The following is a 13,773-nucleotide window of genomic DNA, read 5'->3' as shown; positions in this document are numbered from 1 at the left end:
CTAGTTGGGCGTCTGGAAGTGCTGCTGACTGGCATCCTTGAGGAGAACTGACGCAATGGACTTCGAAGCCTTCTTAAAAGCTCTTCCTGTGGTAGCCGCAAGCCCATATGCCTTCATTGCTTATGTTCTTCTGATCACAGCTTGGCTTGTGCTCGGTTTACGTGTGAAGCGAAACAAGAATCTGCTCGATGCATTGGAAAAACTCCCTGCAAGTCAAAGGCTAGCCGCACTGCAAGCAGAAATGGGCCACGTGTCACCTCCGAGTGGTCTAACGCCAGAGCAGTGGCTTAAGAGCAGGACCACAACATATTACTTTATTGGCTTCCTCGCTCTGTGCTTTTGCGTCACCTTGCTTGGTCTCATCGCGTATGTTTTCGCGCCGGAAGATCCGAGCAAGAAGGCTTCCTCCGGCGTCACCCTGTTTACCGAGAACACGACCGGTGGGAAAGACTCGGCAGCCGAAATCAATGTTCTGCGTTATGAAACGAATCTAGCTGCCGATCAATCGATTTCGATTCAGCCAACAATGCCCTATCTCGCCAATCTCGAAGCAAATAGGGAGGTTCATGGGTTTCAGTATTGGAGAGAGCCATTCGAGTGGAACTTTCCTGAACTGTCGATCAAAGTCGTAAACAACTCGAAGTCTACCCTGTTTATATCTGGGATCGACTTCGAGGTTACGGACAGCAAAATAGATGAACACCCCGTTCCACTGATTCACGAGAACTTCTACAACGTGAGCCATATCTTGTTCGTGAACGAAGGCTGGGGAGAAATGCGGGAGCCGAGGTTGACAATCCAGGGCTGGCGAAAGCCGTCTATCCCCGCTAGAGACATCGTATTTATGTGGCGCTTCGGTGATTCAACTCAGGACGCCTGCGGCGGTTCCAAAGAGTTGACGGGCGCACCGGCCGAATTGAAACTGAACCAGATAGCAGAAGAAGAGAACGTTTCAGTATCGCAGTACGTCCCTGCCGCCTTGAATAACGAACCTTTAATCTGCGCGATTGGCACTCTAACCTACATGCGTCCGAACTCTTCTGCTCCAGAAGTATTTAGATTCAGAACCTTAGTGTCTCAGTTTAATCCGGGCCCGGGCGCCCCCGCTCCACCGTCGGCCGAATATGATCTGTTTTTGTGCGCCGGAAAGAGCAACTACGTCGCATCTGTACCTGTCTCTCAAGAGGTGAAGCCTGGTGCAACAGATCACTTTCTCATTAGAGTGGCCACAGACAAGTCATCAAGCTTCAAGCTGAAATATCGTGCAAAAGAGCTCTCAAACATCCTTCAAGGTGAGCAGTTGCTAAGCCTGCGACTATTTGTTCCTCGCGCCGGAGCTGATAGAGGAAGCTTGAATGCGAAGTACTTTCCTCAGCTGCCGGTTGCGGTTTGGGGGGGCATGCCCCAAGCTAAAACAATCTCCCGGGTTGTCTATAGCCCGGACGATAAGGGAGACATACGTATCTATTTAAATGAGGGTCGTGATCAAGTTAGTTCGTGCGACGAGTATTACGATGCTTTGTCCACGAAGCTCAAATCAGCGCCATTCCCGGAACAAGTACATTTTGGGATCGTTGATTCAAAGGGAACAATGTTTTGCACGTCGGGCTTGCGTTCACTGAGGGCTTCAAATTGAAGCGCAGCTTCCTCTCGAGCAGACGCCCAACCTGTCGTTCCAGCGGACCGCCTCCGGCGGCCGCTGAACTCCTACAAGGGCTTCCCCATCTGTCAAGCCAACATCCATGCGTCCCACGCAGTGGGACATTGGATCTTCCTGATTAACTGACTGCCGAGCGTTGCAAAAGAGTTGAGGTCAACAAGGTGCGGACTGGCCAGACTACAACCGGTCATCGATGCAGCCGTTCAATGGCTGCGGACCCTGATGAAGGACGCACGCGAGAGACCCATTCGTTAGCCGGCGACGGTGAGGCCGCCCTAGAGCTTATCGGTCACTTCCCGCGCAGGTCCAAACCTGTTGCCATCAACGCTTGCCGTCACGCGGCGGTCAATTTCGAATCCTCAATTGGTGCACGGCATTGGGCAGGTCGCTCAGGCCGGCATCGCAAAGTCCTCGCCGCGCCTGAGCACCGCCCAGGCCATGCGCGCATTCTTGGCCGCGATGGCCACCACGGCTTTCCAATAGCCGCGTCGTTCCTGCAACGCCAGCGCCCAGCGGCTGACCGGATCGGGCTGGTTCTTCGCCGTGGCCAGCACCGCCCTGGCGCCCATGACCAACAAGCTGCGCAGGTACGGGTCACCGGCCTTGGTGATGCGTCCCAGCCGGGCTTTTCCGCCGGAACTGTACTGCCCGGGCACCAGGCCCAGCCAGGCGGCCAACTGACGGCCGCACTCGAACTCGTGGCCGTTGCCGACCATGGCCAGCAAACAGGTAGCGGTGGTCTCGCCCACGCCGCGAAGGCGCATCAGCCGCTGGGCGCGCGCGTCCTGGCGGGCCTCCTGGCGGATATGTTGGTCGTACTGCGCGATGCGCTCATCGAGCCTACAAGGGCTTCCCCATCTGTCAAGCCAACATCCATGCGTCCCACGCAGTGGGACATTGGATCTTCCTGATTAACTGACTGCCGAGCGTTGCAAAAGAGTTGAGGTCAACAAGGTGCGGACTGGCCAGACTACAACCGGTCATCGATGCAGCCGTTCAATGGCTGCGGACCCTGATGAAGGACGCACGCGAGAGACCCATTCGTTAGCCGGCGACGGTGAGGCCGCCCTAGAGCTTATCGGTCACTTCCCGCGCAGGTCCAAACCTGTTGCCATCAACGCTTGCCGTCACGCGGCGGTCAATTTCGAATCCTCAATTGGTGCACGGCATTGGGCAGGTCGCTCAGGCCGGCATCGCAAAGTCCTCGCCGCGCCTGAGCACCGCCCAGGCCATGCGCGCATTCTTGGCCGCGATGGCCACCACGGCTTTCCAATAGCCGCGTCGTTCCTGCAACGCCAGCGCCCAGCGGCTGACCGGATCGGGCTGGTTCTTCGCCGTGGCCAGCACCGCCCTGGCGCCCATGACCAACAAGCTGCGCAGGTACGGGTCACCGGCCTTGGTGATGCGTCCCAGCCGGGCTTTTCCGCCGGAACTGTACTGCCCGGGCACCAGGCCCAGCCAGGCGGCCAACTGACGGCCGCACTCGAACTCGTGGCCGTTGCCGACCATGGCCAGCAAACAGGTAGCGGTGGTCTCGCCCACGCCGCGAAGGCGCATCAGCCGCTGGGCGCGCGCGTCCTGGCGGGCCTCCTGGCGGATATGTTGGTCGTACTGCGCGATGCGCTCATCGAGCCTACAAGGGCTTCCCCATCTGTCAAGCCAACATCCATGCGTCCCACGCAGTGGGACATTGGATCTTCCTGATTAACTGACTGCCGAGCGTTGCAAAAGAGTTGAGGTCAACAAGGTGCGGACTGGCCAGACTACAACCGGTCATCGATGCAGCCGTTCAATGGCTGCGGACCCTGATGAAGGACGCACGCGAGAGACCCATTCGTTAGCCGGCGACGGTGAGGCCGCCCTAGAGCTTATCGGTCACTTCCCGCGCAGGTCCAAACCTGTTGCCATCAACGCTTGCCGTCACGCGGCGGTCAATTTCGAATCCTCAATTGGTGCACGGCATTGGGCAGGTCGCTCAGGCCGGCATCGCAAAGTCCTCGCCGCGCCTGAGCACCGCCCAGGCCATGCGCGCATTCTTGGCCGCGATGGCCACCACGGCTTTCCAATAGCCGCGTCGTTCCTGCAACGCCAGCGCCCAGCGGCTGACCGGATCGGGCTGGTTCTTCGCCGTGGCCAGCACCGCCCTGGCGCCCATGACCAACAAGCTGCGCAGGTACGGGTCACCGGCCTTGGTGATGCGTCCCAGCCGGGCTTTTCCGCCGGAACTGTACTGCCCGGGCACCAGGCCCAGCCAGGCGGCCAACTGACGGCCGCACTCGAACTCGTGGCCGTTGCCGACCATGGCCAGCAAACAGGTAGCGGTGGTCTCGCCCACGCCGCGAAGGCGCATCAGCCGCTGGGCGCGCGCGTCCTGGCGGGCCTCCTGGCGGATATGTTGGTCGTACTGCGCGATGCGCTCATCGAGCCGGCTGACTTCGCTGAGCAGGTCGCCCACGATGGTGCTGGCCCAACCGGGCAGATCCTCCAGGCATTCGCAGGCACGCCGGCGCACGGTGGCGGCTTTGAGCGGCAGCACGATGCCGAACTCCGAGAGCAGGCCGCGGATGCGGTTGAGCGTGGCCGTGCGTTGTTCGACGAATCCCTGGCGGGCACGGTGCAGCATCAGTTGGGACTGCTGCGCCAGGTTCTTGATCGGCACGAAACGCATGTGCGGGCGCTGCACCGCCTCGCAGATCGCCGCGGCGTCGGCCGCGTCGTTCTTGCCGCGCCGCCCGCTCATGCGGTAGGGCGTGACGAACTTCGGTGCGATCAGGCGCACGGTGTGGCCGCTGGCGGTGAACAGCCGCGCCCAATGGTGCGCACCCGAGCAGGCCTCCATGCCGATCACGCACGGCGGCAAGGCGGCGAGCAGCTCGTGCAGTTTCTCGCGCGCCACGCTCGGCCGGACCAACTCGGCCCGGCCGGCCTCGTTGACGCCGTGCACGGCAAAAACATTCTTGGCGAGATCGATACCGACGCATACGATGGCCATGGACTTCCCCTTTCGAACGAGTTGACGAGAGTTCGCACTTCCCATCGTGGCACTGAGTTGCCGGTTGCCGCAATGCGGCGGGTTCGGGACGGGGAAGTCCCTTTCATTCGTTAGGCCGCTCAAACCACCCTCTGCCATGTACGAAGACTTCGACTTCTCAGCTCTCGATTCACCCGATTACAAGGAAGATGCGGTACGCGAGGACCTGATCGCGCCACTTCTACGGCGGCTGGGCTACAAGGCCACGGGAACGGTGCGCATGCAACGAAGCAAGACACTCGTTCATCCGTTTGTGATGATTGGGTCGAGGAAGAACCAAGTCAGCATCGTCCCGGATTACACGCTCTATGTGGATGACGAACCTGCAGCAATTATTGAGGCGAAAGGACCAAGGGAGCAGATCGTAAGCTCCCACCATGTTGAACAAGCCTATAGCTACGCGATCCATCCAGAAGTACGTGTTGACGTGTACGCCCTCTGCAATGGCCGGGAGTTAGTCGTGTACTCAGTAAGTGAATGGGAACCTGTTCTTCGAATTGAAATGGCCAAAATTGAAGAATCTTGGCAAGACGTTGAGGAGGCCTTGAATCCAAAGTTTCTTCTCAACCCGGAGCTAAAGGGGTTCATGCCAGACTACGGGCTCGCAATGCTCAAGATTGGCGTCAAGCCCGGCACCATCCAAATCATAGTTCTTCATCATTTGCAATCAATCATGAGGGCTGAGGACGATCTCTACGTTGTGAACACGACGACAAATGCAGGGGATCTTGAATGTCGTTAGTCTTGATTTAACCGGGTCGCATTTTCGAGAATTGATGTCTCAGCTTCCGCAAGAAATTTCCAGCCCTATTAATTCAGCGATGAGGCGCGCGCCGTACCAAATGCAACTGGACGGAAAGATCATACTTAGCTGTGCGGGCGAACTTGGCGACGTCGTGGAGGGGGCGTACGAAGAATTTGCGCCAATCCGACTGACTGAGATCAGTAAGGTTTTGTACGACCCTACCGTTCAGTTGTCCCCATACATCCGCACGAGAGCAGCCTAACGGGTCTTTCCATCGGACCGCCTTCGGCGTCCGCTGAAATTGGGCGTTAGCCATCAAAATCGAAAGTGACAATTTGCGAACAAGGAGAGAGCAATGGTGACGGATGTCGTGCTAGCCGAGGTGAGAGATGGCCTGAGGCGCTCCAGGACTAGCCAAGCTGTGGACGGATGGCTCTACAACGGGGGTGTTGTCTTTACGCTGTTGTGCACTGGCATTGCGACTATCATCGGTGCCGTGAATAACGTCCAAGATCCAACTATTCCTCTTTGGGTGGCACCGCTATTATCTGGCCTTGCAACAATTTGGGTAGGCATTGACCGCGCTCTTCAGTTCGGCTTGCGTTGGCGATTCCACCGATCGATCTCCGCTGCTCACCAGTCGATTCTCAATCGAATAGTGTCACTCGATCTGCTTCCGGCCGAGGAGCGAGCAGATGAACTGAAGGTGATACGAGATGCTCTCGTCAACCTGCCGAACATGGATCCCAATGTTCCCGGCGTAGACGCTAAGGATTTTACTCAGCAGGACCACAAATCGACGGCCGGTGGCGGCGAAGCAGTGAAGAAGAAGTGATAGCGCGAGAACGTGCCTACGTGCTCTCTGGCTCTACTACGGGGAGTTCCTCTTTTGTCAACAGCGGCGCATAGGTTTTCCTCCCTGATAGACGGTCTTCGCGTTCATTGATCGCAGACGCACGGCTTTGTTGCACAAACTGCCCCGCCCGCCCTCGTAGACTGACGGCGTGACAGAAGCGAAGCTTCAAGGGGTGTTGCACTTCAGATTTGAGGCCGCCCGTCCTAAATCGGCGATGGCGTAATCAATATGGATGAAAAATCAAGAGCTTGAAGCCTTCTGGCCGTTGACTTGGGCCGCTGGGGGTGCTTAGGATCGATGGGTCTAAATCTAATTAGGCATCAAGTGGCTACACAGTGCCTACCTAAAATCATCGAGAGGTTTATGAAACCGAACGCTAGCCTACCGGCATCCTGCATATATTCAGCTGCATGCGCTGCTGATGACACTTATAACCCGAAGCACGCCGAACTGTTTAATGAAATCAGGACAGTGAGGCAGTTCCGACTCGTTGGAGACTTAATTGCCTGCACGCGCATAGACGAATCATGCAAGACAGCGTACGTGGCGATACGCGGAACAAGCGAGCCTGGCAACTGGATATTCACCAATTTTCAGGCTTTCTTCACACCCCTACACATTGTAGACGACTCAATCGAGTGCAATGGGCGAGAGTTTCAAGGAGGGAGGCTTCGACTCCCCATCGAGGGCACGATGCATCAGGGGTTCATTCGCGCCTTCTCTTGGCTATGGTATGGCACGGAGCCAGTTTTTAATCTAAGAGAGTTTCGTCGAGAGGCCGCACTAGCACAGTTCACCAAGTACATCATTGTGTTCTTTGGGCCAATTCTCGCATGGCTCATATTAAACTGCTTCTTTCCAACATTTGGCACAGCGACGCAAGCTTTGGGCGTCAGTCTGCTTGTCGGATTTCTGGTCGCCAACTTGGAGAATGGCGTCATAGAAGACTTCTTTCTCAAGACAGACCGCCCAACCGGAAGGCCCCTTGGCGCGCTGGTACGCGACCTGAACAAATATGACAGAGTAATATTCACTGGACATTCTTTGGGCGGTGCTATCGCATCAGTAGCCTTTGCGATCTACCGCACTTGGTGCAAGACCGATGCCTCCAGGCGAGACAATGGCCATCTCGTCACATTTGGATCGGGGAGACTTGGTGATGAGACTTTCGTGAACTCGTTCGAGCAGCATCATGCGTCTAGATTTATTCACATCCAGCACCCTGGAGATCCTGTACCTCAGATCCCCCCCAATGGTCTTTTTGAACTGGTTGCACGACGATTTCCTATCAGGGGATTTGGCGGATTTCTCCTCTCACTTGCTTTCATTCCTTGGACTGTGTACAAGTATGCTTGGCATGTACCTAGACCTGCGCGATGGTCGGCAAACGTAGTTGATCACATGAACGAACCACCGTTTCGAAGACTCTGCGTTACTTTCCATAGCATGAAGTTGTACAAAAAGTACACCAAGGACCTTCTTGACACGGCTCCTCGTTGACGCCTAACCCGGCTACAGGGACTTCCCACTCCGTCAACACCACCTCATAGGCTTTCTTCCTGATCAACGGTATTCGCATTCATTGATCGCTGACGCACGATGAAGCCAGAAGCCACCGCGAAAGGACAGACTGCATATCTACAGGCGGGCTTGTGTCGGCCAGAAGGTCCGAGGCCCCAGATACGAACCGCTCGACAGGACTCCATTCACTCGTCGTGCTTGAAGCACGCCAGGGTTATCGAGCTCACCTACCGCCGGTCTGACCTGTGGTGGGTATCTGCTTGTCGCACGTCCAATTCAGAACAACTCTTCAGGTCGGCGCCGGATTTTGCCGCGCCGCTGGTATCGCGGGCACATGGTCGGGGTCGAACGCGCCATCGCGTGAGGATTACCCACAAGATGCGCGCGTTCTTGTTGGCCAGCGTCACCACGGCCTTCTGCCAGTCGATGCGCTCCTTCAGTTGCACCAGTGAGTCGGCGGCGCAGAGGCTGCCATCGAATGGGTCGGCCATTTTCTTGGCACAACCAAACCTGTCGATATCGACGCTTGCGGTTACGCGACGGCCGGAACGGCTAGGAACTAATTTTTTCGTACGGACGTGAGTCTATGAATTCAGATATAAAGTATGCACTTTTATCGAACGGTGATTGTTCTGCAAATCAATTTCTATATGATTCCATGAAAGAATCTATTCGGAAGTTCTCAAAAACTGAAATTTATTCAGCCCACTCGCTTCCAATGGGGGAGTCGATATTGCAGCACTGGGAGAGTCCTGTATTCCAAAATCCTATCTTTGTTCTTAAGTGGAACGGCGGAGTGACAGGGGCTCTATCCTTCCAGAAAGAAGTTTTCAGCTTTGAAGCCAAGAAAATCGAAAGAATAGAGTTTTGTATCTAAGTCCGGCTAGAGGCGCCGGTGGTTTCGAGCTAACGCTAAAAACTTCATCTGGAAATGTGTATGTAAATCTTGGCGGCTTGCTGAAGAAAAGAGATTTGACGGATCATGCGGCTCTTCGGTGTGCTGTGATTTTTAGTAGTCTTGCGGATTTTTTGAGTGGAGATTTTCCTTTCGATGCGTTAATGACATTTAGTTCTCTCTGGCCAATAAGCCCGTGCCACTCCAGATTTTTTACCCGCCGACGCGTTCTTTCCGTTGCACCGGCCACGGGCTGATGCGGCCGTTGAAGTCGAAGCAGGCTGGTGGCGCCCACACCATTTCTTCGGCTGCGCGCCGTACCGGTCATCGACGGCCGGCACGAGGTTGCTGAGTCACTTGGGCCGGATCGGCCTGTCATGCGGCCTCGCGGGCGTGGCGGGCGGTAGCCGGTACATGCAGAGCGTCTCGGCGCAGCCATGCCCGGACTGCGGGGTCGAGCGCTGGATGCTGTATCGAATTACAGTATCGTTCGCCCATGCCACCCACACCCTGATCCCCCTGTCTGCCCTGCGCGGCCGCGGCGCGGCCACGCGCCTCGCGCACCGCTTCGCGCGGGACACGCGCGAGGCGTTCGACGACGGCTGGGGCGCGCTGGCGGAGCAGGGCGCCGCGGCGGGCGCGCCGGTGCCGACCGAGGTGATCTTCGAGGACGCCAGGAGCGCCATCACCCGGCAGCAATCGCCCGACATCTATTTCGAGCAGTCGGTCAATCCCTACCGCGGCTGCGAGCACGGCTGCATCTACTGCTTCGCCCGGCCCACGCACAGCTACCTGAACCTCTCGCCGGGGCTGGACTTCGAGACCAGGATCATCGCCAAGCGCAACATCGCCGCCGTGCTGCAGGCCGAGCTGGCGCGGCCGCGCTATGTGCCGCGCAGCCTCGTGGTCGGCGTGGCGACCGACTGCTACCAGCCGGTGGAGCGCGAACTGCGGATCACGCGCGGCGTGGTCGAGGTGCTGCACGAGGCGCGGCACCCGTTCTCGCTGATCACCAAGTCCAGCGGGGTGGAGCGCGACCTGGACCTGCTGGCGCCGATGGCCGCGCAGCGCCTGGCCGCCGTCTACGTGACCGTGACGACGCTGGACGCCGGCATCGCGCGCACGCTGGAGCCGCGCGCCGCATCGCCGCAGCGGCGCCTGCGGACGATCCGCGCGCTGGCGGATGCCGGCGTGCCGGTCGGCGTCAGCGTGGCGCCGCAGATCCCGTTCGTCACGGAAGACATGGAGCAGGTGCCGGACCTGACCTGGACATGTTCAGCCGCAAGATCGTGGGCTGTGAGGTCCACGGCAGCGACGATGCCGAGCACGCCGCACACCTGGTCAAGCGCGCGGTGCTGGCCGAGGACATTCACGCGATGGCGCGCAAGCCGGTGCTGCACGGCGACAACGGCGTCACGCTCGAGGCCACGACGGTGCTGGCGATGCTGCATTGGCTGGGCGTCCAGCCTTCCTACTCGCGTGCGCGCGTGAGCGACGACAACGCCTTCGTCGAAGGCGTGTTCCGCACCGCCAAGTACCGGCCGGAGTTCCCGTCCCAGGGCTTCGCCGATCTCGACGAAGCTCGCGCCTGGGCGATGCGCTTCGTGCATTGGTACAACCACGAGCACCGACACAGCGCCATCCGCTACGTCAGTCCGGCCCAGCGCCATGCTGGCGAGGATCGAGAGATCTTCCAAGCGCGTCATGCGCTGTACATCCGGGCTCGCCGGCAGAACCCGCGGCGCTGGTCGCGCACGACACGAAACTGGTCATCCTTCATGGGCTGCTGGCGACCGGTGAGATCGCGCCCTTGTCGATCTGGAACCAGCGGTTGCAGACGGCGTCGGTGAACTTCAGGTTCTGCTCGGCCACCAGCATGGCGATGCCGGTCTGCTGCAGGCTCTTGATGGCTTCCGCCACGCGCAGCACCACGATCGGCGCCAGGCCTTCGCTGGGCTCGTCCAGCAGCAGCAGCCGGGGCTTGAGTACCAGCGCGCGGCCGATGGCCACCATCTGGCGTTCCCCGCCGGACAGCTTGCCGGCGTAGCGCCCGCGCAGCTTCTGCAGTTCCGGGAACAGCGCGAGCACCGGCTCCAGGTCCGCCGGCGTGGCCGAGGCGATGCCGAGCAGCAGGTTCTCCTCGACCGTCAGCGACTTGAACAGCCGGCCGCCGGACGGCGAGATCACCAGCCCCTGGCGCACGCGCTCGTGCGATGGCAGCCCGGCGAGTTCCTGGCCGCACAGCTGGATGCTGCCGCGGCTGCTGGGCAGCATGCCGATCAGGCTGGACAGGAAGGTGGTTTTGCCCGCGCCGTTGCGCCCGACCAGGCCGACCACCTCGCCCGCCGCGACCGACAGGTTCGCGTCGCGGATGACCTTCACGTGGCCGTAGCCCGCGTCCAGGTGGGAAACCCGCAGGATCTCCTCAGATGTCTTCGCCAAAGTAGGCCTCCTTCACACGGGCGTCGCTGCGCACCACTTCCGGCTTGTCGTCCACCAGCACCTGTCCCGCCACCAGCACCATGACCCGGCTGGCGAACGAGAACACGACGTCCATGTCGTGCTCGACGAACACGATCGGCAGGCGCTCCCTGGTCGCGATGTCGCGGATCAGGCGCAGGCATTCGCGCGACTCCTCGCGGCCCATGCCGGCCGTGGGCTCGTCCAGCAGCAGCAGCCGGGGGCGCGTGGACAAGGCCACGGCCAGCTCCAGCGTGCGCTGGTCGCCATAGGAGAGGTCGCCGGCCGGCACGTCGCGCTTGGGCACCAGGCCCACTTTCTCCAGCACCGCCAGCGCCTCGTCGCGCCGGGTGTTCGCGGCCCGGCCGAACAGGCCCCAGGACTGGCCCGACGACACCATCAGGCCCATCTGCACGTTCTCCAGCGCGGTGTAGGACTTGAACACGCTGCTGACCTGGAACGAGCGGCCGATGCCACGCTTGACGCGCTGCCATGGCGGCAGGTGCGTGACCGGCTCGCCGAACAGCTCGACCGTGCCGGCGTCGGGCGTCTTGCGCCCGGTCAGCAGGTCGAACAGCGTGCTCTTGCCGGCGCCGTTGGGGCCGATGATGGCCAGGGCTTCGCCGGCGTGCACCTCGAAGGACACGCCATTGGTCGCCACGAAGCCGCCAAAGGACTTTCTCAGCCCCGATGCCTTCAGCACCAGGGAGGTCGAGGCTTGTTGCTGCGCGGCGCTCATCACGCTGCCTCCTTCGCGGCCTTGCCTGCGCCGGACCGGCGCATGAAGCCCTGGAACGCCGGGCCTACGCCTTCGGGGAAGAACACCGCGCAGATGATGACCAGCGCCCCGACGATCAGGTCGGAGTTGGACGAGTACTTGTGCAGGTAGACGCGGGAAACCTCCAGGATCAGCACGCCCAGCAGCGGCCCGAGGAAGATCGAGCGTCCGCCCAGCGCCACCATCATCAGCAGCAGCGCACTGGTGACCCAGGAGAACAGGCTGGGTTCCACGCCGCCCTCGGTGGCGGCCCAGACCACGCCGAACACCGTGGTCAGCACGCCGCCGATGACCATGACCGCGATCTCGTAGAGCTTGGGGTTGCCGCCCAGCGACGCCACGCGGTCCGGGTTGTCGCGGATCGCGCCCAGCGTGGCGCCGAACGGCGAGGCGAGCAGGCGCAGCAGGATCAGGCTGACCACCATGAGCACGGCCACGGCGAGATAGTGCTGCGCCAGGTCGCTTTGCGCCCAGGTCGGCGGATCGATGCCGAACAGGCCGTCGTCGCCGCCGGTCAGGTCGTAGTTGCGCGACACCAGCACGAACGCCACCTGGCCGATGGCCATGGTCAGCAGCCCGAAGAACAGATGCCGGGCCCGCAGCGAGATCAGGGCGACGAGCAGCGACAGCGGCAGCGAGAGCGCGATGGCGATCAGTGCCGCCTGGCCGTAGCTGAGGCCGTAGCGCAGGGTGCCCAGCGCCACGGCGTAGGCGCCGAAGCCCAGGAACAGCCCTTGCCCCATCGAGATCAGGCCCGAGGTGCCGACCAGCAGGTTCAGGCACATGGCCACGCCCGCCAGCACCACGATGCGCGTGATCTCGGGCAGAACCGTCCCGGAAATGACGAGCGGCAGCAGGCACAGCGCCAGCCCCGCGGCCAGCAGGATCGCCAGGCGGCGAGCGGAAAATCGTTCCATCGCGACTACTCCCTGCCGACAATGGTGCGCAGCCCGGTCGGGCGAACCAGCAGCACCAGCACCATCACCGCGAAGATCACCACCTCGCTGCCCTGGTCGAGAAACATGGTGGACACCGCCTCGGCGATGCCGATGATCATGGCCGCCGCCAGGCTGCCCCACACCGCCCCCAGGCCGCCGACGACGATGACGGCGAAGGCGATGACGACGATCTGCACGTCCAGCCCCAGGTTGATGGCCCCGCGCGGCACTGCGATGACGCCCGCGATGCCCGCCAGCAATGCGGCGATGCCCATCACCATGGTGCGCAGGCGCCGCACGTCCACGCCGATGGCGCCCAGCATCTGCGGATCGTCCACCGCCGCGCGGATCAGCCGCCCGGTGCGGCTGCGCGACAGCAGGTACCAGAGATAGATGGCCACCAGCGCCGTGACCGCCAGCACCGCCAGCTGATAGGACGCGAGCCGGAAGCCGCCCATTTCGATGAAGCCCGACAGCAGCTTGGGCGGCGGCATCGAGCGTGCCTCGGTGCCGAAGATCAGGCGCGCGGCATTGTTCAGCAGCAGCACCAGCCCGAAGGACACTAGCAGTTGCCCCCACATGCCGGACGCATAGACGCGGCGGAACAGGCTCATCTCCAGCAGGGCGCCGAACAGCGCGGCCGCCACCGGCACCAGCACCAGCGCCAGCGGCAGCCCGATCTCCGGGCCCCAGGCCTGGATGCAGACCGCGCCGGCAAAGGCCGACAGCATGAAGAACGAGCCATGCGCCAGATTCACGACGCCCAAGGCGCCCCACAGCAGCGTCAGCCCCGAGGCGACCAGGAAATACAGTGCGCCGTTGGCGATGCCGGCCAGCACCTGCGCGGAAAACAGCTGCCAGTTCATGCGCGCCCCTGCGGCCACGGGCC

At 60.8% G+C, this 13,773-nt stretch carries 10 protein-coding genes and 4 pseudogenes; 6 read left to right on the top strand and 8 right to left on the bottom strand.

The window, feature by feature from the left end; genetic code table 11:
* Positions 1-55 precede the first annotated feature (55 nt).
* Positions 56-1,636 (top strand): hypothetical protein, encoded by a 1,581-nt coding sequence (locus tag QM782_RS23920; protein WP_415205360.1) that lies wholly within the window; start codon positions 56-58, stop codon positions 1,634-1,636.
* A gap of 413 nt (positions 1,637-2,049) precedes the next feature.
* Here the strand turns inward: QM782_RS23920 and QM782_RS23915 are convergent.
* The 3 genes and pseudogenes from QM782_RS23915 to QM782_RS23905 all read right to left on the bottom strand — a co-directional run.
* Positions 2,050-2,499 (bottom strand): annotated as a pseudogene (locus QM782_RS23915) (IS110 family transposase); the annotation flags it as partial.
* A gap of 343 nt (positions 2,500-2,842) precedes the next feature.
* A pseudogene (locus QM782_RS23910) lies at positions 2,843-3,292 on the bottom strand (IS110 family transposase); the annotation flags it as partial.
* A gap of 343 nt (positions 3,293-3,635) precedes the next feature.
* A complete protein-coding gene (locus QM782_RS23905; RefSeq protein ID WP_415203953.1) occupies positions 3,636-4,652 on the bottom strand; it encodes an IS110 family transposase in 1,017 nt (338 codons plus the stop codon).
* A gap of 136 nt (positions 4,653-4,788) precedes the next feature.
* On the opposite strand from QM782_RS23905, the gene QM782_RS23900 reads away from it, so the two are divergent.
* The 3 genes from QM782_RS23900 (at position 4,789) to QM782_RS23890 (ending at position 7,792) form a co-directional block, all read left to right on the top strand.
* On the top strand, positions 4,789-5,433 hold the full coding sequence (locus QM782_RS23900; protein ID WP_415205359.1) for a type I restriction endonuclease: 645 nt from the start codon (positions 4,789-4,791) through the stop codon (positions 5,431-5,433).
* A gap of 358 nt (positions 5,434-5,791) precedes the next feature.
* Positions 5,792-6,271, top strand: a complete 480-nt coding sequence (locus QM782_RS23895) for a hypothetical protein (protein WP_415205358.1) — start codon at positions 5,792-5,794, stop codon at positions 6,269-6,271.
* A gap of 714 nt (positions 6,272-6,985) precedes the next feature.
* Positions 6,986-7,792, top strand: coding sequence for a lipase family protein (locus QM782_RS23890; protein ID WP_415205357.1), 807 nt, complete (start codon positions 6,986-6,988; stop codon positions 7,790-7,792).
* A 248-nt stretch (positions 7,793-8,040) separates the two neighbouring features.
* Here the strand turns inward: QM782_RS23890 and QM782_RS23885 are convergent, their stop codons facing one another.
* Entirely contained in the window at positions 8,041-8,304 is a 264-nt protein-coding gene (locus tag QM782_RS23885; RefSeq protein ID WP_415205356.1) for a hypothetical protein, read from the bottom strand.
* Positions 8,305-9,173: 869 nt separating this feature from the next.
* On the opposite strand from QM782_RS23885, the pseudogene QM782_RS23880 reads away from it, so the two are divergent.
* Both QM782_RS23880 and QM782_RS23875 read left to right on the top strand, forming a co-directional pair.
* Positions 9,174-9,989: pseudogene (locus QM782_RS23880) on the top strand (radical SAM protein); the annotation flags it as partial.
* Positions 9,977-10,480 (top strand): annotated as a pseudogene (locus tag QM782_RS23875) (transposase); the annotation flags it as partial. The pseudogenes QM782_RS23880 and QM782_RS23875, both read left to right, overlap by 13 nt.
* A 4-nt stretch (positions 10,481-10,484) precedes the next feature.
* Here QM782_RS23875 and QM782_RS23870 read toward each other — a convergent pair.
* Genes QM782_RS23870 through QM782_RS23855 form a run of 4 tightly spaced genes read right to left on the bottom strand, consistent with a single transcriptional unit; the run spans position 10,485 to position 13,750 of the window.
* On the bottom strand, positions 10,485-11,150 hold the full coding sequence (locus QM782_RS23870; protein WP_415205355.1) for an ABC transporter ATP-binding protein: 666 nt from the start codon (positions 11,148-11,150) through the stop codon (positions 10,485-10,487).
* On the bottom strand, positions 11,134-11,907 hold the full coding sequence (locus tag QM782_RS23865) for an ABC transporter ATP-binding protein (RefSeq protein WP_415205354.1): 774 nt from the start codon (positions 11,905-11,907) through the stop codon (positions 11,134-11,136). The genes QM782_RS23870 and QM782_RS23865 overlap by 17 nt, the downstream gene beginning before the upstream one ends.
* Positions 11,907-12,863 (bottom strand): branched-chain amino acid ABC transporter permease, encoded by a 957-nt coding sequence (locus tag QM782_RS23860; RefSeq protein WP_415205353.1) that lies wholly within the window; start codon positions 12,861-12,863, stop codon positions 11,907-11,909. The genes QM782_RS23865 and QM782_RS23860 overlap by 1 nt, the downstream gene beginning before the upstream one ends.
* 5 nt (positions 12,864-12,868) lie before the next feature.
* Positions 12,869-13,750 (bottom strand): branched-chain amino acid ABC transporter permease, encoded by an 882-nt coding sequence (locus tag QM782_RS23855; protein ID WP_415205352.1) that lies wholly within the window; start codon positions 13,748-13,750, stop codon positions 12,869-12,871.
* Positions 13,751-13,773 lie beyond the last annotated feature (23 nt).

Origin of the sequence: Pseudorhodoferax sp., assembly GCF_047601025.1 — a bacterium.
In the GTDB taxonomy this organism is placed as follows: Bacteria; Pseudomonadota; Gammaproteobacteria; order Burkholderiales; family Burkholderiaceae_C; genus Pseudorhodoferax.
Note: the sequence above shows the minus strand (reverse complement) of the source record. Positions and strands in the feature narration are given on the sequence as shown.